Source organism: Kitasatospora sp. NPDC030952, from assembly GCF_055571335.1.
In genome coordinates, this window is record NZ_JBVIFM010000005.1 from 163684 (window position 1) to 183552 (window position 19869).

15 protein-coding genes and 1 tRNA gene are annotated in these 19869 nt (G+C 73.0%); 4 read left to right on the forward strand and 12 right to left on the reverse strand.

Translation table 11 applies throughout. The annotated features are described in order from the left end of the window. Positions 1 to 166: 166 nt before the first annotated feature. The 4 genes from ACZ47G_RS12465 to ACZ47G_RS12480 all read right to left on the reverse strand — a co-directional run bounded on the left by ACZ47G_RS12465 (position 167) and on the right by ACZ47G_RS12480 (position 5293). Complete coding sequence (locus tag ACZ47G_RS12465) at positions 167 to 2680, reverse strand: ATP-dependent Clp protease ATP-binding subunit (RefSeq protein ID WP_465742080.1); 2514 nt, start codon at positions 2678 to 2680, stop codon at positions 167 to 169. 178 nt (positions 2681 to 2858) lie between these two features. Further along, complete coding sequence (locus ACZ47G_RS12470) at positions 2859 to 3563, reverse strand: VIT1/CCC1 transporter family protein (protein ID WP_465741725.1); 705 nt, start codon at positions 3561 to 3563, stop codon at positions 2859 to 2861. 207 nt (positions 3564 to 3770) lie between these two features. Next, complete coding sequence (locus ACZ47G_RS12475) at positions 3771 to 4262, reverse strand: methyltransferase family protein (protein ID WP_465741727.1); 492 nt, start codon at positions 4260 to 4262, stop codon at positions 3771 to 3773. A 959-nt stretch (positions 4263 to 5221) separates the two neighbouring features. Then, positions 5222 to 5293: transfer RNA gene (locus tag ACZ47G_RS12480), tRNA-Val, on the reverse strand. Positions 5294 to 5492: 199 nt separating this feature from the next. On the opposite strand from ACZ47G_RS12480, the gene ACZ47G_RS12485 reads away from it, so the two are divergent. Beyond that, entirely contained in the window at positions 5493 to 6812 is a 1320-nt protein-coding gene (locus ACZ47G_RS12485; protein ID WP_465741729.1) for a hypothetical protein, read from the forward strand. 139 nt (positions 6813 to 6951) lie between these two features. After that, positions 6952 to 7167 carry an FmdB family zinc ribbon protein gene (locus ACZ47G_RS12490; RefSeq protein ID WP_380455371.1) on the forward strand — a complete coding sequence of 72 codons (216 nt, stop codon included), beginning with the start codon at positions 6952 to 6954 and terminating at the stop codon, positions 7165 to 7167. Here the strand turns inward: ACZ47G_RS12490 and ACZ47G_RS12495 are convergent. The 3 genes from ACZ47G_RS12495 to ACZ47G_RS12505 form a co-directional block, all read right to left on the reverse strand. Next, entirely contained in the window at positions 7164 to 7979 is an 816-nt protein-coding gene (locus ACZ47G_RS12495; RefSeq protein WP_465742082.1) for an HAD family hydrolase, read from the reverse strand. The two genes, ACZ47G_RS12490 and ACZ47G_RS12495, sit on opposite strands and share 4 nt — an antisense overlap. 155 nt (positions 7980 to 8134) lie before the next feature. Then, on the reverse strand, positions 8135 to 10615 hold the full coding sequence (locus ACZ47G_RS12500; protein ID WP_465741731.1) for a phosphoribosyltransferase: 2481 nt from the start codon (positions 10613 to 10615) through the stop codon (positions 8135 to 8137). Between the two features lie 207 nt (positions 10616 to 10822). After that, a complete protein-coding gene (locus ACZ47G_RS12505) occupies positions 10823 to 12016 on the reverse strand; it encodes an HpcH/HpaI aldolase/citrate lyase family protein (RefSeq protein WP_465741733.1) in 1194 nt (397 codons plus the stop codon). A 408-nt stretch (positions 12017 to 12424) separates the two neighbouring features. Between ACZ47G_RS12505 and ACZ47G_RS12510 the strand changes: the two genes are divergently transcribed. Further along, complete coding sequence (locus ACZ47G_RS12510) at positions 12425 to 13717, forward strand: TerD family protein (protein WP_465741735.1); 1293 nt, start codon at positions 12425 to 12427, stop codon at positions 13715 to 13717. A 179-nt stretch (positions 13718 to 13896) separates the two neighbouring features. Here ACZ47G_RS12510 and ACZ47G_RS12515 read toward each other — a convergent pair whose 3' ends face one another. Further along, a complete protein-coding gene (locus ACZ47G_RS12515) occupies positions 13897 to 14655 on the reverse strand; it encodes a Tellurium resistance (protein WP_465741737.1) in 759 nt (252 codons plus the stop codon). Positions 14656 to 15051: 396 nt separating this feature from the next. Here ACZ47G_RS12515 and ACZ47G_RS12520 point away from each other — a divergent pair, with 396 nt between their 5' ends. Next, entirely contained in the window at positions 15052 to 16272 is a 1221-nt protein-coding gene (locus ACZ47G_RS12520) for a DUF2637 domain-containing protein (protein ID WP_465741739.1), read from the forward strand. 115 nt (positions 16273 to 16387) lie between these two features. On the opposite strand, the gene ACZ47G_RS12525 is transcribed toward ACZ47G_RS12520, so the two are convergent. From ACZ47G_RS12525 to ACZ47G_RS12540, 4 genes are all read right to left on the reverse strand, one after another. After that, positions 16388 to 17482 (reverse strand): DUF475 domain-containing protein, encoded by a 1095-nt coding sequence (locus tag ACZ47G_RS12525; protein ID WP_465741741.1) that lies wholly within the window; start codon positions 17480 to 17482, stop codon positions 16388 to 16390. A gap of 167 nt (positions 17483 to 17649) precedes the next feature. Then, positions 17650 to 18228, reverse strand: coding sequence for a TerD family protein (locus tag ACZ47G_RS12530; RefSeq protein ID WP_465741743.1), 579 nt, complete (start codon positions 18226 to 18228; stop codon positions 17650 to 17652). A gap of 207 nt (positions 18229 to 18435) precedes the next feature. After that, the gene (locus ACZ47G_RS12535; protein WP_465741745.1) at positions 18436 to 19011 is read right to left on the reverse strand and encodes a TerD family protein; all 576 of its coding nucleotides are present in this window, start codon (positions 19009 to 19011) and stop codon (positions 18436 to 18438) included. Positions 19012 to 19256: 245 nt separating this feature from the next. Further along, positions 19257 to 19715 carry a peroxiredoxin gene (locus tag ACZ47G_RS12540; RefSeq protein WP_465741747.1) on the reverse strand — a complete coding sequence of 153 codons (459 nt, stop codon included), beginning with the start codon at positions 19713 to 19715 and terminating at the stop codon, positions 19257 to 19259. Between the last annotated feature and the right edge of the window lie 154 nt (positions 19716 to 19869).

Genomic DNA, 19869 nt, shown 5'->3' on the forward strand with positions numbered 1-19869 from the left:
TGGCGTCCCGGCGGACGGCGTGCCCGACGGCTCCGACGGCTCCGGGCGCTCCGGGGGCTGGGGCGTGGGCGGCATCATGCCCGGAAGGCTAGACCCGCGCCCGACCCCCGCGCGTCCTCCACCAGTGGCGTTCGGGCGTACTCCCGCTGGAGTACGCCCGAACCGGTCACCCCTCCTGCTCCGCCTGTCCGGAGGTCGCCGACGCCTCCGGCCGCACCAGCGTCACCGCCAGCTCCCCGTCGACGACGTCCGCGAGCAGCGTGTCCCCCTCCCGCACGGACCCGTCCAGCAGCAGGTTGGAGATCCGGTTGTCCAGCTCCGACTGGATCGTCCGGCGCAGCGGCCGGGCCCCGAACTCCGGCTGGTAGCCGCGGTTGACCAGGTACTCCTTGGCCGCCTCGGTGACCTCCAGCCGCACGCCCTGGGCCCGCAGCCGCCGCCGGGTGCGCTCCAGCAGCAGGCCGACCACCGACAGCAGGTCCTTCCGGGTGAGCGCGTGGAAGACGATCACCTCGTCGATCCGGTTGAGGAACTCCGGCCGGAACTGCCGGCGCAGGTCCTGCATCAGGTCGTCGCGGATCTCGTCGACGTTGCCCGAGTGGTCCAGGATCCGCTGCGACCCGATGTTGCTGGTCATGATCACCACGGTGTTGCGGAAGTCGACCGTACGCCCCTGGGAGTCGGTGAGCCGCCCGTCGTCCAGCACCTGGAGCAGCAGGTTGAAGACGTCCGGGTGCGCCTTCTCCACCTCGTCGAAGAGCAGCACGCTGTACGGCTTGCGGCGCACCGCCTCGGTCAGCTGCCCCGCCTCCTCGTAGCCGACGTAGCCGGGCGGGGAGCCGACCAGCCGGGAGACGGTGTGCTTCTCCTGGAACTCGCTCATGTCGAAGCGGATCATCCGGTCCGGGTCGCCGAACAGCAGCGCCGCCAGCGCCTTGGCCAGCTCGGTCTTGCCGACGCCGGTCGGCCCGAGGAAGAGGAAGGAGCCGGTCGGCCGGTCCGGGTCGCCCATCCCGGCCCGGCCGCGGCGCACCGCCTGGGCGACGGCGGTGACCGCCTCGTCCTGACCGATCACCTTCTCGTGCAGGTGGTGCTCCAGCTTGAGCAGCCGCTCCTTCTCGGTCGCGTTCAGCTCCGCCACCGGGATGCCGGTCCGGGAGGAGAGCACCTGGGCGATGTCGTCGGCGGTCACGTCGACGACCTCCTCGCGGGACTCCGCGATCGCCGCCAACTCGTCCTCGGTCTGCCGCAGTTCGGTCTTCAGGTTGGCGGCCCGCACGAACTCCTCGTCCGCGACGGCCTCGTCCAGTTCCCGCTTCAGCTTGGTGATCCGGTCCTGCACCGAGGTCGCCGCGGTGGAGCCGCTGAGGCTGCGCAGCCGCACCCGGGCGCCCGCCTGGTCGAGCAGGTCGATCGCCTTGTCGGGCAGGAAGCGGTCGCTGACGTACCGGTCGGAGAGCGTCGCCGCCGCGTCCAGCGCCTCGTCGGTGAACCGCACCTGGTGGTGCGCCTCGTAGGCGTCGCGCAGCCCCTGGAGGATCTCGATCGTCTCCTCGACGCTCGGCTCCGGCACCAGCACCGGCTGGAAGCGCCGCTCCAGCGCGGCGTCCTTCTCCACGTGCTTGCGGTACTCGTCCAGCGTGGTCGCCCCGACCACGCTCAACTCACCACGCGCCAGGGCCGGTTTGAGGATGTTGCCGGCATCCATCGAGCCCTCGCCGCCACCACCCGCGCCGACCACGGTGTGCAGCTCGTCCAGGAACAGGATCACGCTCTTCTCGGCCGCCGTGACCTCGTCGATCACCTTCTTCAGCCGCTCCTCGAACTCGCCCCGGTACTTGGAGCCGGCCACCAGGGCGGTCAGGTCCAGGGTGACCACCCGCTTGTCCTTGAGGCTCTGCGGCACGTCCCCGGAGACGATCCGCTGGGCCAGCCCCTCGACGATCGCGGTCTTGCCGACGCCCGGCTCGCCGATCAGCACCGGGTTGTTCTTGGTCCGCCGGGAGAGGATCTCCACCGTCTGCTCGATCTCCTCGGCCCGCCCGACCACCGGGTCCAGCCGGCCGCCGCGCGCCTCCTCGGTGAGGTCCTGGCCGTACTCGTCCAGCGTCGGCGTCTCGCTCGGGTGGGCGCCCGAACTGCTGCGCTCACCGCCGGTACCGCGACCTTCCAGCACCGACTTCAGCGCCTCCTGCGAGGGCGCCGCGTTGCGCAACGCCGTACCCGCGCCGGAACGTTCCTGCTCCAGCAGCGCGCCGAGGATGTGCTCCGGGCCGATGTACGAGGCGCCGACCGCCTGCGAACGGGCGTGCGCGGCGAGCAGCGCGCGCTTGGCCGAGGGGGTCAGCGCGGGCTGCCCGTCCAGCGACTCCCGGTCGCCGGTGGGCAGCGCGTGGGCCAGGTCCTCGGACAGCCGGTCCGGGTCGATCCCCGCCCGCTCCAGCATCCGCCGCGAGGGCTCCACCCGGGTGGCCGCCCAAGCCAGGTGCGCGGTGTCGAGGTCGCTGCTGCCGTCCTCGGCCGCGCGCTGCGCGGCGAGCCCCAGCAACTCCTGGGAGGACTCGCTCAGCAACCGCCCGATCGGCACCCGCTGCACGGCGGGTGGAGAGGCCAGCGGGCTCATTCCGAAGAACCGGCTGAGCAGGTCGGAGAACGGATCGTTCGATCCGAACGGGGGCATGGTCACGGAGGTTCACCTCTCCCAAGCGGTTTGCAGCCACACAAACACAGGGCGCGTGGACCCGCCTCCCGGGCGAACCGTCCGGAGCGCTCCGGATCCGGATGCCGCTCCCCGGGTCCCCGGTCCCGCGATCCCGCGATCCCCGGTCCCTGATCCCCCGGACCGCGGTCCCGCCCGCTCAACCGGTGATCTGCTCCAGCAGCACACCGCCGCTGTACGTCACCGCCATCGCCAGCAGCCCGCCCACCACGTTGCGCAGCACCGCCCGCCCCGGCCCGGCCCCGCCCAGCCGGGCGCTCGTCCAGCCCGACAGGGTCAGCGCCAGCATGACCGCCACCACCGTCACCACCAGCCGCCAGGACTCCGGCGGCAGCATGACCGCCAGCAGCGGCACCAGCGCGCCCAGGGTGAACGCGGCCGCGCTGGCCAGCGCCGCCTCCCAGGGATTGGTCAACGCCTCGGGGTCGATGCCGAGTTCGGTCTGCGCGTGGGCGCCCAGCGCGTCCCGCGCGGTCAGCGCCGTCGCCACCTCCCGGGCCAGGCCGTCGGTCAGCCCGCTGTCCCGGTAGTAGTCGGTCAGTTCGTCGAGTTCCCCCTCCGGGTCCTCCGCCAGCTCGCGCCGCTCCTTCGCCAACGCGGCCCGCTCGGTGTCCCGTTGGGTGCTGACCGAGACGTACTCGCCGGCCGCCATCGACATCGCCCCGGCCAGCAGCCCGGCCACCCCCGCCGCCAGCAGCGCGGTACGGGAGCCGGCCGCGCCCGCCACACCGGTCACGATCCCGGCGGTGGAGACCACGCCGTCGTTGGCACCCAGCACGGCCGCCCGCAGCCAGTTCAGCCGCGCCGACAGCTCCGCCCGGGTCCCCCCGGTCTGCTCCGCCATCCGCGCCCACCGCTCCCTGGTCCGTGGGGTCCATACGGTCCCCCCGATCCTCGCCCGCCGCCCCCGGCCCCGCCACCCGCGACCGGACGTCGGTCGGCGGCTTGTCCAGCAGCCCGACCGGGGTCTCCCGCCCGGCCGCCGACAGGCCGCCACCTCCCCCCCACCTCTCCTACCACGCACGACCACCGCCCCCCGCACCGGATGCCGTCAGCGCCCGGCCGAACCGGAGCGGGACCACCCCCGCGGGATCAGCGCCGGAACACGGTCCCGGTAGCCCTCGTAGTCCGCGCCGAACAGGCCGGCCATCAGCCCGTCCTCCGCCCGGACCCGCAGCAGCAGCCACGGGAGCACGACCACGAAGTAGGCGACCCACACACCGAAGCCGCACGCCAGCATGCCCCCGCCGATCAGACCCAGCAGACCGGTGTAGATGGGGTGACGGACCAGCCCGTACGGACCGTCGGTGCGCAGCTCGTGCCGCTCCCGGACGGTCGGCACGCTCGCCCACATCGTCCCCAGCACCCACCGGGCCCACAGCAGGAGCCCGGTCGAGGCCACCGCCAACAGCACACCCACCACCGCGAGTTCCGGCTGCCAGTACTCCAAGTGCCGCCAGAACCCCCGCGTCCGGTCCAGCACGGCGAGCACCCCGTAAACCCCGACGCCCAACAACACCCGCCGGAACAACGAACGGCGCAACCCGCCCAACCACCCCCGGAAACCGGACCGCCCCGCCACCGCGAAATACAGGACACCCGCGATCCAAGCCACACAGAAGATCACGACACACGCCTCGGCCAGCAACCCGGTTGCCGACTGCAGAGAATCCATCCCCCAAGGCTGCTCCGCCCACTGACCCCTCACCACCACCCCCGGGCCGATGGACCCCCCACCCCCGTCCACCCCCAGGTGGAGCCCCCACCGCGCAGACCGGAACGCCCCCGGGGGGGGGCTCCCCTTGATCGTTTGGGTGAAATATCGGAGATCGACTTCTGCGCCGAGACTGCCGAAACGACTGCGGCCCAGGTCGGAATCATGCTCCTGACCTGGGCCGCACCCTGCCGTCTCAGCTGTTCACGGGGTGGGCGCGGACGGTTTCGAACCGCCGACATCCGCTTTCCCCGACCACCGCGCCTCCGGCGCCCGCGACCGACCGCCACGCGCCATCCGTTCTGGCGGGCCTGTGACACGTTCACAAGTCGAGGAAGTGCTCCGGCAGCTCTCCGTCAAGCAGCGCACGACTCAGAACCACGTACGCCGGTCCATGGGGCGTTTCGCTCTTCCACATCTCCCACTGATCAAGCTCGTGGGACAGTTACCGCTTCAGCAACTGCCGGAGCCGCTCGGCCTCAGCATCGCTCAACGGCCCATCCGGCTCCAACTCGCTCATCATGCCCGGACACTACAGACAGGACACGGCCGTTTCGCCCCGAAGCCAGCACCCGGGAACTCATGACCAGGATGGGCCACAGCAGCACCCGCCCCACACTGAATCCACCAGCACATGACCAACGACCGGGACTGGGACTGGGACTGGGCCGACCGGCTGGGCGAAGCCGTCAACCAAGCACGCGGGTGGCACGGGACGGGTAGGACCCCGGGAACGATCGAGGGCCAGTTCGGGAGGATGTTGCCTCCGAACTGGCCCTTCGCGTGGGTGGGCGCGGACGGTTTCGAACCGCCGACATCCGCTTTGTAAGAGCGGCGCTCTACCACTGAGCTACGCGCCCCCAGTCGTGGCCGGTGGGCGCACGACGAGTGCCTAGGGTACCTGGTTCGGAAGGGTGGTGTGGTGTGGGGCGGGCCCCGGGGTCCCCTTGGGGCGGGGGGATCGGGGAGAATGGGCGCGGATCAGCGGGTCGGAGCAGGGAGCGCGCAGTGACGGTGGCCGGCGGGAGCGGGCGGCGGGGGCGGCGTCGGGCGGGGAGTGTGCTGGGCGACGCGCTGGTGTTGCCGGTGGTGCTGGCAGGTGCGCTGGGGGCGGTCGGGCTGGCGTCGGCGGGAAGTGGCGGCTGGTGGGGCCGGCGGGGTGCCGGGGACGGGGTGCGGGCGGAGGCGCGGGAGGCGCGGGCCGCGGCGCAGGAGGCGTTCTACGAGCTGGACGAGACCCAGCGGGAGCTGCAGCTGGCGGTGGAGACCGTGCGGGCGGCGGAGGACGCCGCGGCGGCGCAGCGGGTGCTGGCCGAGTTGCCGGCGATCTCCGGCCGGGTGGAGCAGGTCACGGTGAACTACCTGGCCGCCCTGGACGCCCATGACCTGGATAACGAGGCGCTGGACGCCGCTGCGGTGGCCCAGGCCCGAGGGCTGCTGACGGACGTGCAGGGCCAGCTCCGTTCGGCCCGCGCCGAGCTGACCGACTTCCTGCGCCGCCTCCAGCCGGCCCTGCAGCACGCCGAGCAGCAGCTGATGCGGGTCACCCCGGCCGTGGAGCAGGCCAAGCGCGCGCTGCTGCAGGCGACCACCACGCTGGACGAGGTGCGCGGCGCGGGCCTGCGGGCCGATGAACTGGCGGCCCGGCTGGCCGAGTTGGCGCCCGAGCTGGGGCGGCTGAACGAGGGCCCGGCGCGGCACGGGGTGGCGGCCACGCTGCAGCGTGCCGAGGACGTGCGGCGGCGTGCGGAGGCGATCACCGCCGATGCCGCGCAGCTGCCCGAGCGGGCGCGTGAGCTGGACCGGCGGGTGTCGAGCCTGCGGACCCGGATCCAGGCGCTGGAGACCAAGGCCGGGACGGTGGATCCGGCGCTGAGCGAGCTGCGCCGCCGCTTCAGCACCGCCTGCTGGCAGGACCTCCAGCGGGTGCCCGAGCAGGTCGCCGGGGCCGGTCGGGCCGCCGAGGCCAAGCTCGCGGAGGCGGCCCGGGCCCGGGACGAGCAGCGCTGGGCGGATGCGACGGCGGCGATCGGCACGGTCCGCGCGCTGCTGGACACCGCGGACGGCTCGGTGGTGGCGGTGAACGAGCGGCTGCGGCAGCTGAACGAGGTGCAGCACGATCCGCACCGGGAGGTCGAGCGCGCCCGCTTCGCGGTACGGGACGCCCAGCGCCTGGCGATGGCGGGCCGCAGCGCGCCGGATCCGCGGCACGCCGCCCCGCTGGACGAGGCGGTGGCCCGGCTGGACCGCGCGGTGGCGACGCTGGAGGCGGCGGGCCGGCACCCCGACTACTGGTTCTTCCTGACCGAGCTGGCGGCGGTGCGGGACGCGGCGGCTCGGGTGATCGGCATGATCCGCGGGGACCTCGGCCACCGCTGACGACGAGGAAAGAGCAGATGAGGGAAGAGCACCGCTGGCGCTAGGGACCGAGCACCGCTGACGCTCCGGACCGGGCACCGCTGACGCTACCGACCGAGCGGCCCTGACGGTGCGGGCGAAGCATCGGTACCCTGCGGGTATGCCACGCTACGACTTCCGCTGCCGCTCCTGCGGTGCCACCTTCGAGCTCCGCCGCCCGATGGCGCAGGCCAACGACCCCGCCGTCTGCCCGCAGGGCCACCCCGACACGGTGAAGCTGCTGTCCACCGTCGCCGTGACCGGCGCGGCCGGCGGCGCCCCGCAGCAGGCCCCGGGCGGGGGCGGGGGCTGCTGCGGCGGCGGGTGCTGCGGCTAGGACCGGTCCGGCGTCCCGCCGGTAGCGGTCGCCAGGAACCGACGGACGATCTCCTCCCCCGCCGCCACCCCCGTCTCGGCGAGGGCGGTGACGCCGGGGGCGGTCCATCCGCTGTCGGCGAGTTCGCCGTGCCCGGGGCGCCATCCGGCGTCGGCGGCGACCAGCAGGTCGGCGTCGAGCAGGGAGTCCCCGGCCGCCAGGACGGTGCCCGCGCCGCTGCGCCGGACGGCCTCGGCGAGCGCGGCGCTCTTGGTGAGCGGCTGCGGTACGGCGTACACCTTGCGGCCCTGCAGCGAGACCCGCCAGCCGCGTTCGGTGCACCAGCCGGTCAGTTCGGCGAGCCAGCCGTCCGGCAGCCGGTCGCGTTCGACGACCAGGTAGGCGAACTGCTCGTCGGCCGTCCGCCGCTTGCGGGTCCACTCCGGGTCGGCGCGGAGCGCGAGCTGCTGCACCACTTCGGCGAGCGGTGCCGAGCCGGCCGCGATCCGGGTGGTGATCTCCTGGCGCCAGTCGTGGTCCGGTTCGCCGTCCACCAGCAGCTGTCCGCCGTTCGCGCAGATCGCGTAAGTCGGCTGCGGGCCGGGCAGGTTGACCCGCCGGTACTGCTCGACGGTCCGGGTGGTGGCGGGGACGAAGGCGGCTTCCCGGCCCAGGTCGGCCAGCAGTGCGGCGGCCCGCTCGGTCAGGAAGGACAGCGGGCGCCCGTCCAGCACCTCGACGCAGAGCAGCCGCGGCGCGCGGTGGTCCGGGGCGTCCAGTGCCAGGGCCCGCTCCGAGTAGATGAGCGTCCGGTCCAGATCGCTCGCCACCAGCACACCGGCCGGACCGGCCGGACCAGCCGGACCAGCCGGACCAGCCGGACCAGCCGGACCAGCCGCAGCGACCGTACCGGCCGTACCGGCCGCAGCGACCGCACCGGCCCCACCGGCTATCCCAGGCACCCCAACCGCCCCTCCCCCACCCGCCATCAGGACTCCCTCCCCGTCACGGCCCGCCCGCTCGCCCCCGTCGCGCCCCGACTGTAGCGGGGGTGGATGAGGCCCACGCAGCTGTACGGCAGCCCGTCCACCTCCTCGACCGGAACGCCGCGCTGCGCGGCGAGCAGCCGCACGTGGTCGAGGTCGGCTCCGGCGCCGCGCCGGGCCAGCACCCGCCAGGGCACCCGGCGCAGCAGCACCCGGGTGGTCTCGCCGACGCCGGGCTTCACCAGGTTGACGTCGTCGATCCCGTACTCGGCGCTGATCCGCTCGACGGCGGCCCAGCCGGCCCAGTCGGGGGTGCGGTCCGGGTCGGCGGCCAGCCGTTCGGCCTCCGCGACGGCGCCGGCGCGGACGTCGCCGAAGCAGTCGGCGACCGTGGCGAGGAAGGCCTCGGACACGTCGCCGCCGGCGAGTTCGGCGTAGTGCTTGGCCCCGTGGAAGTCCCCGGGGCCGATCAGCCCGGCCCGCAGCACGGTCCGCGAAACCAGCCCGGACACCGTGGAGTTGAGGCAGGCGGAGGGGATCAGGAAGTCGTCCCGGGTGCCGTAGGTGCGCACGCAGCGGCCGGGGTCGGCGAGCACCGCGAGGTCCGGGGTGAAGGCGGTGCCGGCCAGCGCGTCGGTGAGTTCGCGGGTGATCGCGCCCTTGCCGGTCCAGCCGTCCACGAACACCACGTCCGCCGCCCGGTGGTGGGCCGCCAGGTAGCGCAGGGCGACATGGTCGATGCCCCGGCCGCGGACGATCGACACCGCGTAGTGCGGAACGTCCAGGCCGTGGGCGAAGGCCAGCCAGCGGCGGACCAGGATGCCGACCGGCGTCCCGGCCCGGGCCAGCGAGGCGAGCACCAGGCCGGGCCCGCGCTCGCGCAGCAGGGTCTCGGCGACGGCGCCGACGGCGAGCGCGATCCGGCGGGCGGAGCCGCGCAGCGCCTGGTGGAACAGCTCCTGGTACTCGGGGCTGGGCCGGTACTCGACCGGCAGCGACTCGGCGTAGTGCGCGCCGCCCTGCTGGACGGCCTCCTCGCGCTCCTCGGTGGGGGCTTCGAGCGGCACGTCGGAGAGGTCCTTGAGCAGCCAGGCCACGTCCTCCGGCCGGTACGAGGAGAACTCCGGCCCGTACAGCGGGGTGGGCAGCGCCGGCCGGTGCGAGGGCAGTACGGCGAGGACCACCCGGTCGGTGACCTGCCGCAGCTGGCGCAGCAGCGCGTACTCCCCCTGGTGCAGGGCCGGGGTGTCGGCTACGTCGTCCACCACCAGCACCACCGCGTCGAAGCGGCGGGCGCCGTCGGTACCGGGGGCGACGTTGTAGACGTAGCGCTCGCGCGAGGCGCCGTCCTGCGGGTCGTCGTGGGCCGGGAAGGCCAGCCGGGTCCGGATGGCGTAGCCGGGGTCGTCCACGGCGAGGACGGGCGAGCGGGTGGTGGTGGAGTAGCGGACGCGGTCGCCGCCGAGCCGCTGGGCGAGCGCCTCGGCCAGCCGCAGCGGGGCGTACATCAGCTCCTCGCAGCCGAGCACCAGCACCCGCCCGGCCACCCCGGACGCCGACTCCGACGCCGACTCCGACGCCGCCGCCGACTCCGGCTCCGACTCCGCGTCACCCACCGCCGCCGCCAACTGCCCCGCCAGCGCGGGCAGTACGGCGTCGAGCCGCTCCCGGTCGGGCGCGGTGAAACCGTGCCGCCCGCCGTCCGGCAGCCCGGCGGGCCAGTCCAGCTCGACCCGGACCAGCGGCGCGGGCTCGACGGCCGGGGGCGGCGCGACCGGGGGCACCGAGGCGATCAGCCGCTCGGCCCGGGCCACGATGTCCTCGGGCAGGTCGAGGCCGCCGCTCGCGGTGGCCACCACGTCCAGCCGGACGCCGAGTTCGGCGGCGGCCCCGGCGAGGCGGCGCCGGTCCTCGGCGGAGCGCAGGTCGACCAGGGCGACCACCACGTAGTGGCCGCGCGGGTGCCGGCCGTGCAGTTCGCGGATGGTGTTGAGGACGGTACGGCCGGTCGAGAGTTCGTCGTCCACCAGCACCAGCGGCCCGTCACCGGCGAGCAGTCCGGGGTCGGCGGGCAGCAGCAGGTGCCCGGTGGCGTGGGAGTGCTCCTCCTCGAAGCCGCCGAGTGGGGGCACTCCGGGAACGGCGCGGCGGGTGGAGTGCAGGTAGGGCGCGTCGAGGCCGTCGGCGACGCTGTGGCCGAGGCCGGTGGCGGTCTCCGCGTAGCCGAGCACGACGGCCCGGGCGGCCGTCTCGGGACCGAGCAACTCCCGTACCCGGCGGCCGAGTTCGAGCCCGGCGCCGTGCACGACGGCGGGCCGCTGCGGGACGTGCTTGCCGAGCACGCTGGAGACCAGCAGGTGGGCCCGCTTGGGGTTGCCGGACCGCAGGGCCAGGCCGACGAGTTCGGGCAGGCGCTCCGATCCGGTCAGCACGATGCCGGCCCGCTCGGCGACCCAGCGCCCGGTCCACACATCCGCCGGCACGCCCTCCGGCGCGCCGTCCCGCGCCCCCTGCTCCGCCCCGCCTCGCTCCGCCCCGTCCCGCTCGGACCCGCCTCGCTCCGCCCCGTTCCGCTCCGCCCCGTTCTGCCGCTGTTCCGCTCTCGTCACTGCTGGTCCCGCCTTCGGTGGTGCTGGTCGGTCGGATCACACACGTCGGATCACACATTCCGGGCGCGGCCCGGTCGGGCGTCAGCCGCACAGGCAGGCGGACAGCAGCTCCGCGAAGCTCACGTCCTCCCGGGCGACGCCGAACACCTCCGCCCGCAGTAGCACCCGCTCCGCCCAGGCGCGGTGCGGCCGGGCCTCGTTCATCTTGTTCGTGTACGCCGAGCGGAGTACCCCGCCGCCGTCCTGCTCCTGCCGGAGGATGTCGCGGGCGTCGCAGTACTCCTCGTGGGTGACCACGGAGAGGGCGTGCACGGCGGGGACGTGACTGGGGTGGATGCAGGTCTTGCCCAACAGTCCGTTGGCGCGGTCGAGTTCGACCTCGCGGATCAGCCCGTCCAGGTCGTGCTCGATGATCCGGCGGCGGACCTCCTCGCCGGTGGCCCGGGCGGTGCCGGCGGTCGCCGCGAACGGGGTGCGGCGCAACTGCGGCTTGAACATCCGCTCCTGCACCGGGAAGTACTCCCAGACCGGCCCGGTCACGGTGTACCCGGTGCCGTCGGCCCGGCCGAGCACGTTGACCACGTCCCCGATCACGGCCGCGACCAGCGCCACGTCGTACGCGGTGAGGTCGGGCGAGCGGCGCAGCCCGTAGGCGGAGCACAGGTCGGTGACGCCGAGCCGGACGGCGAGCACCCGTTCGCGGTGGCCGGCGAGCAGTTCGGCGATGCCGAAGAGCTGTTCGCGCCTGGTCTCCAGGTGCGCGAGTTCGGGCGATTCCAGGACGGGCATGGCGAACAGCCGCCGTCCGGTGGCGGCCTCGGCGGCGGCCAGGGCGGCCAGGTAGGCGGGGCCGCTGCGCGCGGTGAACTTGGGCAGCACGAAGCCGCTCAGCAGCCCGACGGCCGGGCCGAGCCGTTCGGCCAGGTCGAGGATCTGCTCGGCGGCACGAACCCTGATGAAGAGGAGTGGATGATCCTGTGCGCAGTCGGTGAAATCATTGACCAGGTCTGTCAACTGTTCGATCAGGTTCCGCTCGCCCGCGCCCACCTCGTGGTCGGCGATGGCGTCCTCCAGGCAGAGCACCATCGACACCACGCCGCGCGCCGCCTGCTTTCGGATGTCGGCGGCCAGTGCGGGCCTGGTGGCGGGGCTGTAGAGGGTGCCGCCGAGGGCCGTGGCGAGCACCGCCGGCTCGCTCCGCGCGGTGAACGTGCGCGGCTGCTCCAGGAACAGCCGGGCGCGGACGTCGTCGGCGAGGTGGCCGAAATGGCGCACGGTGCTCTCCTCGGGGATGGACGGCGGGACGGGCGGCGGGGTGGACGGCCTCCGGCCAGCGGTTTCACCTGGACGCACCGCCGGCGGACTCCCCTCCGTCGGCCCCCGGGGGCCTGTTCGAATGCCCATCGTACGGACGGATTCCGGCCGTTCCCGGCGCCGGGGCACTGAACTCACGGAACATCCCGCCGGAGCCCGGCGGCCCTCCCGCCGAAATCCGGCCGACCTCCGGACGGAGCCCTGCCGAAGCCCTGCCGAAGCCCTGCCCGCCCGGACCTATCATCCGACGACCGGGGGAACGGCGCCCGCAAACCCCGGTCCGACGCAAGTCTTGGCAAAGTCCGCCCCCACGCCGACAGTCCCGGTCACGTTGTCCGAAGGGGTGGCGAACAGGCAGGATGGTCCGCTATGACGCACGTGATGGCCAAGGGCGCCAACATCGCACTGCCGGCGGCGGCGGTCCGCGCCGTGCTGCGCTGGAGCGCCACGCCCGGTGCGCCGGACGTGGACGCGTCCGCGCTGCTGCTCGGCGCCACCGGCAGGGTCCGTTCGGACGCCGACTTCGTCTTCTACAACCAGCCGCGCCACCCCTCCGGGCTGGTGCGCCACCTGCCCAAGCAGCACACCTCCGGCGGCGCCGAGATCATCGACACCATCGAGGTCGAGCTCGCCAAGCTGCCCGCCGAGGTGGACCGGGTGGTGCTGGCCGGCTCCTCCGAGGGCGGCTCGTTCCGTGCCGTGCCCGGCCTGCGGCTGCTGCTGTTCGACGCCGCGAGCGGTGAAGGCGCCGTGCCGCTCGCCGAGTTCGCGATCGAGGACGCCGAGAACGTCTCCGCCCTCGTCGCGGGCGAGCTGTACCGGCGCAACGGCTCCTGGAAGTTCCGGGCGATCGGCCAGGGCTACACCTCGGGACTGATCGGTCTGGCCACCGACTTCGGCATCACCGTGGACGACGAGGCCCAGGAGCAGGTGGCCCAGGACCGGGCTGCCCAGAGCCCGCCGCCCGCGCCCGCGTCCACCGCGACCCCCACCGGTGCGGTCGACCCGCGCGCCACCCCGCTGCCCGACCCGCGCTCCGCGACCACGCCCGAGCCCGGCACCTTTACCCTGACCCCGGCCGTTCCGCCGACCCAGTCCCCGACCCACTCCCCGGCGCAGCCCACCGCCGCCCCGACTCCGGCCGCGACCGGCCCGGCGGCCCCGCCGCCCGCCGCACCGCCGACCCCGCCGCCGCCGTCCCGGCCCCCGGCACCGCCCGCGACCCCGCCGACCATGACGCCACCGCCGGCGGCCCCGCCCACCGTGCCCCCGAACGTCCCGCCGGCCCCGCCCGCACCACCGACCCACCACCCGGGCGCCCAGCAGCCCGGCGGCTACGGCTACCCCCAGCCACAGCCACAGCCACAGCCACAGCCCGGCACGGGGTACGGCTACCCGCAGCAGCCCGCGACCGGCTACGGCTACCCCCAGCCCAACCAGCCGTACCCGCCGCAGCAGCAGCCGCCCGGCCGGCCGGACACGGGGTACGGCTACCCCCAGCACCCCCAGGCCATCCCGACGCAGCAGCACGCCGGCAACTACGGCTACCCGCAACAGCAGCCCGGCACCGGCCAGCAGCCCCCCGTCCCGCCGCAGCCCCCGGCGCCGGCCGGCGAGGAGTTCGCACTGCCCCCGCAGGGCCCGCAGTTCCAGCCCCACTGAGCCACCCCGGCGGGGCCGCCGCAACGACCCCCGCGGCCCCGCCGGAGAAACACCCCGCCCCACCGGAGAAACACCCCGCCCCATCGGAGAAGCACCTCGCCGCTACCGGCCGACCCCCGCGGCCCCGCCGGCACGACACCTCGCCGCTACCGGCCGACCCCCGCGGCGCCGCCGGGGGCTCAGTCCCCGCCGCCCCCCGGCCGCTGCCCCTTGTACCCCCGCTGCCACTGCATCCCGAACCCGTACAGCCGGTCGATGTCCGCCTGGAACCCGTTGACGTAGCGCACCTCACGACGCACCGTCAGCTGGTTGTCCCCGGAGTTCTCGATCAGCACCACCGCGCAGGAGCGCGCCGCCCGGGCCCGTTCGTCCAGCTTGATCTCGATCCGCGGCCCGGTCTGCGGCACGATCGTTATCACCGCGTGGGTCTGCTCGAAGGCCGGGGTGCCGTCGTAGATGTAGACGAAGATCAGCAGCCGCTTGAACTTGTCCTTCTTCTCCAGGTTGACGTACATCGTCTCGCCGGAGGGCGCCCCGTACTGGTCGTCGCCGCTGAGTTTGATGTACGGCGGTTCCCGCAGGTCACCGAAGAGTTCACCGAGCGGTTGCACCACGCCCCTGGTACCGTCGGAGAGTTCGTACATGCAGGCCAGGTCGAGGTCGACGTTCACCTGCTCGTTGCCCCCGGGCGAGTCCGGCTCCAGCGGGGAGAGGATCCGCGGGCTGAAGAAGCGCTTGACGGTGTCCCGGGTGCTCGGCCGGGAGGCGCCGGAGCGCATGGTCCAGTGCAGGTTGACGTAGAGGTAGCCGGTGGTGGCGGCGGAGCCGGTGATCGCGTGCTGCGGCGCCGACTTGGTGAGCGTGACCTTGTGCTGTGCGCCCGGGTTGTCGAAGGTGTAGCTCCTGTCCCCGCGCAGGTACTCCCAGATCGAGACCATCGAGTCCTCTCCCCCTGCCTCCGCCCGGCGATCCGACGATCGGGTCCGGCCATCTGACGATCCGCCGGTCCATGATCGGGCATCGACCCGGCCGACGGATACCCGGACTTCCCTTTCCCTACCCCGCTTTCCCTACCCCGCCCGGCCGTTCACGCCCACACCGGACGCGAACCGGCGGGTCGATTGGCCCGTGGAAGCCGCCCTCCCGTAACATGCCGCCCCTTCGGACGCGATATCGTCTAGCCGCACAGGTGTCCCGTCCGCCCCTGCGCGGGCGCGGTGGGCATGCCGTGCGGCGACGAACGAGCCGTCAGACGGCGCCCGCCCCGCGGGGCCTGACCGCCTGTGTCGCACCGTGAAACCCGTCCCCTGCGGAAACCCGAGGCCCGACCCGCAATGAACCTGACCTCCATACAGCTGGTCTGGACCGTCATCGGCGGCGCAGCCCTGCTGTTCGTCGCCATCCTGATGGCGACGCTGCGATTCAAGAGCTCGAAGAAGGACGAGTCCGGCGACTCCTGGGAGCGCAGCGAGGAGCGCCGCCGCCGCAAGGAGATGATCTACGGCATCTCCTCGTACACCCTGCTGTTCTGCTGCGCCGGCGTGGCCGCCGCACTGTCGTTCCACGGCCTGGTGGGCTTCGGCATCGAGAACCTGGGCCTGTCCAACGGCTGGGAGTACCTCGTCCCGTTCGGCCTGGACGGCGCCGCGATGTTCTGCTCGGTGCTCGCCGTCCGCGAGGCCAGCCACGGTGACGCCGCGCTCGGGTCCCGCCTGCTGGTCTGGGTGTTCGCGATCGCCTCGGCCTGGTTCAACTGGGTGCACGCCCCGCGCGGCCTGGGCCACGCCGGCGCCCCGCAGTTCTTCTCCGGCATGTCGATCTCGGCGGCGATCCTGTTCGACCGGGCGCTGAAGCAGACCCGCAAGGCCGCGCTGCGCGAGCAGGGCCTGGTGCCGCGTCCGCTGCCCCAGATCCGGATCGTCCGCTGGCTGCGCGCCCCGCGCGAGACCTACGCGGCCTGGTCGCTGATGCTGCTGGAGAACGTCCGCAGCCTGGACGAGGCGGTCGAGGAGGTGCGCGAGGAGCGCCAGGCGAAGCTGGACGCCAAGGTGCGCGCCCGTTCCGCCGACCGCCGCGAGCGGGCCGAACTGAAGGCCATCTCCCGCCAGGGCGGCATGCTCGCCCGGGCCCGCGGCGGGCGTCAGGTGCCCGCGCTCACGGCGGCCGGCGACGGCCCGAGCGCTACGGAGCCTGCCCTAGCCCCCGAGAGCGACCACGCCATCTCGACCGCGCACGACCCGTACACCTCGACCGGCTCGACCAGCTCGACCAGCTCGACCGGCACGCTGGAGCCGACCGCCCTGGACTCCGGCCGCCGGGCGCGTGCCGCCGTCGGCTCGTCCTACTCCTCCTCGTCCTACTCCTCCTCGTCCTCCTCGCTGAGCGGCTCCACGAGCAGCTCGCTGAGCAGCTCGCTAAGCGGTTCGACGAGCAGCTCGACCTCGTCCTACCGCAGCTCCACCATCGACCTGACGGCCGACGACGACACCCTGTCGATGCCGAAGCTGGACTCGCTGGAGCGCAAGCTGCGCGCGATCGAGCAGCAGCTGGGCTGACCCCGGCAGCAGTCGGCCGACAACGGATCGACACCGCAGGAGCACAACGCGACGGCCGCCCCCGGATCCCCGGAGGCGGCCGTCGCGTGTTCGCCCGCCAGTCGGCGGGACCGGGCTACTGCCCGCTGCCCACCAGTTGCTTGTCGTCCTCCGCCGCCTCGCGCCGGTTGCGCAGCATCGAGGAGCCGAGGGCCAGCCCGATGAAGGCGACACCGATCAGGCCGGTGACGATCTCCGGGATGTGGTACTTGATCCCGACCAGCAGGATCACCGACAGCGCGCCGATCGCGTAGTGCGCGCCGTGCTCCAGGTAGACGTAGTCGTCCAGGGTGCCCTTGCGGACCAGGAAGACGGTCAGCGAGCGGATGTACATCGCGCCGATGCCGAGGCCCAGGGTGATCTGGAAGATGTCGTTGGAGATGGCGAAGGCGCCGACCACGCCGTCGAAGGAGAACGACGCGTCGAGCACCTCCAGGTAGAGGAACAGGAAGAACGCGGCCTTGCCGGCGACCTGGACGATCGACTTGCCGGACTTCTCGGCCTCCTCCTCGCGCTCGGCCTCCTCGTCCAGGCCCGATTCGAAGATCGAGGAGAGGCCGCTGACGGCGAGGTAGGTGATCAGGCCGAGCACGCCGGCCAGCAGAACGGTTTCAGCGTGCTCCGCGGCGAAGAAGCGCGAGGCGAGCACCAGCGCGACCAGGGCGACGACGCTGGAGAGGGCGTCCAGCTTGCCCACCTTCTCCAGCGGGCGCTCCAGCCAGCTCAGCCAGTTGTGCTCCTTCTCCTCGAACACGAAGTCCAGGAAGATCATGAGCAGGAAGACGCCGCCGAAGGCCGCGATGGCCGGGTTGGCGGCCTCCAGGTACTGGCCGTAGGTGAGGCCGTCGTGGGTCTTGTCGGAGTGGAGCGCGAGGTCGATCACCGTGGCCGGGTTGAGCTTCGCGGTGAGACCGACGACCAGCAGGGGGAAGACCAGGCGCATCCCGAAGACGGCGATCAGCACACCGACCGTCAGGAAGATCTTCTGCCAGTACGGGTTCATCCGCTTCAGCACCGTGGCGTTGACCACCGCGTTGTCGAAGGAGAGGGAGATCTCCAGGATGGAGAGGATCAGCACGATGCCGAAGCCTTGGGCTCCCCAGAGCAGTCCGGCCGCGATCAGGCCCAGTGCGGTGATCGCGAACGACCAGCCGAATGTGCGGAGGAACACGGGAGTTGGCTACCTTTCGGGTTCTGGCCGTGCCGGGGCGGCCTGGTCCCGAGCTGCCTGACCGGGCCGGGCCCGATCAGGTCACCCCCGCACTGCCCTCTGTTCTCATGATCGTTCGATCGTTGATCGTGATCGTCGAATGGGTGCGATAAGTCCGATTTACGCGCTCACTGTACGTTGACGCCGAAGTCGAGCGCGATTCCGCGCAGGCCGGAGGCGTAGCCCTGGCCCACCGCGCGGAACTTCCACTCGCCCGCGTACCGGTACAGCTCGCCGAAGATCATCGCAGTCTCGCTGGACGCGTCCTCGGACAGGTCGTAACGCGCGATCTCCTGGCTGTCGACGGAGTTGACGACCCGGATGTAGGCGTTGCGCACCTGTCCGAAGTTCTGCAGCCGGGCCTCGGCCTCGTAGATCGAGACCGCGAAGACCACCTTGTCCACCTGGGCCGGGACCAGTTCCAGGTTGACCAGGATCAGCTCGTCGTCACCCGTGTCGTCGCCGCCCACGAGGTTGTCGCCCTGGTGCTCCACCGAGCCCTCGGGGCTCTTGAGGTTGTTGTAGAAGACGAAGTACTCGTCGCCGAGCACCCGTCCGCCACCGCAGAGCAGGGCGCTCGCGTCGAGGTCGAACGGTGCGCCCGTGGTCGAACGGGCGGACCAGCCGAGGCCGATCTGGACCTGCGTCAGGTTCGGCGCGGCCTTGGTGAGCGAGACGTTCCCGCCCTTGGCGAGCGTGACCACCATGGTGTTCTTCCTCCCTTGCTTCTCCCGGGGCGCCATACAGGTGTAGTCCCCCGCGGCCCCGGCCGGCCCGCTTCGGCCGGCTGAACTTCCTGAACTCACATCCTCGCAGCGCAGCGGACCCCGACGAAGCCGGGGCGGCCCCGGACCCGCGAAGGGTCCGGGGCCGCCCCGGGAGCCGGGCGCAAGTTCCTTGCGCCGCAAGAGGGATCAGACGTTGACGCCGAAGTCCTGGGCGATGCCGCGCAGGCCGGAGGCGTAGCCCTGGCCGATGGCGCGGAACTTCCACTCGGCGCCGCTGCGGTACAGCTCGCCGAAGACCATCGCGGTCTCGGTGGAGGCGTCCTCGGAGAGGTCGTAGCGGGCCAGCTCGACGTTGTTCTCCTGGTTCACCACCCGGATGAACGCGTTGCGCACCTGGCCGAAGTTCTGGCCGCGGTTCTCGGCGTCGTAGATCGACACCGGGAAGACGATCTTCTGCACGTCCGCCGGGACGCCGACCAGGTTGACCTTGATCGCCTCGTCGTCGCCCTCGCCCTCGCCGGTCCGGTTGTCCCCGGTGTGCTCGACCGAGCCGTCCGGGCTCTTGAGGTTGTTGAAGAAGACGAAGTTCCCGTCCGAACCGACCTTGCCCTGCTCGTTGCAGAGCAGCGCGCTGGCGTCCAGGTCGAAGTCCGTCCCGGTGGTGGTCCGGACGTCCCAGCCCAGGCCGACCACGACGGCCTGGAGCCCGGGCGCCTCCTTGGTGAGCGAGACGTTGCCGCCCTTGCTGAGGCTGACTCCCACGTGTCCTCCAAGAATCGGGAGGCACGCCTGGTGCCCCCGGTGGTGCGGTTCGGGGCGCCGACCGCCCAAACCGGACGTACGCCCCACTCCGCCAACGGCCCGAGCGTAGTACCGGGTTCCCGCACGCACGCCCGAACGGGCGGTGCCGGTGCGTCGCGGTACGTCCCGCGGGACGGCGACGGCCCTGCGGGACGGTGAGGGCCCCGCAGGGCTTGCGGCGGCTCCGCGGGAGCGCCCCGGGGGCCTCAGAGGCCGGCCAGGACCCTCAGGTACTCCCGCTCGTCCCGGGCGTCCGGGAGGCCGTTGACGACGCTCCAGCGCACCGTGCCGACCCGGTCGATCACGAAGGTGCCGCGCAGCGGGCAGCCCTTCTCCTCGTCCAGGACGCCGTACGCGCGGGCGACCTCGCCGTGCGGCCAGAAGTCGGCCAGCAGCGGGAACTCCAGGCCCTCCCGGTCGGCGAGGACCCGCTGGGAGAACTGCGAGTCGCAGGAGACCCCGAGCACCTGGACGTCGTCGTTTTGCAGCCCGGCCAGTTCGCGCTGGATCGCGCCCAGCTCACCGGTGCACACGCCGGTGAAGGCGAACGGGTAGAAGACCAGGACGACGTGCTTGCGGCCGCGGAAGTCGGCCAGCCGGACCGTCTCCCCGTGCTGGGTGCGGAGCTCGAAGTCCGGAGCCGGGGTGCCGACCTCGATGGCCATGTGCGGGACCTTCCTGACGCGGGCGGGCCGGGCGGCGCGCGGCCCGGCAGGCGACATCCTCGCATCCGTTGACCGGCGTTGGGCCGAACGGATGACCCGGCCCGTCGGGCGGCCCACGCCTTCCGCTCTGAGCGAACGCACCGGCGGCCCCGGA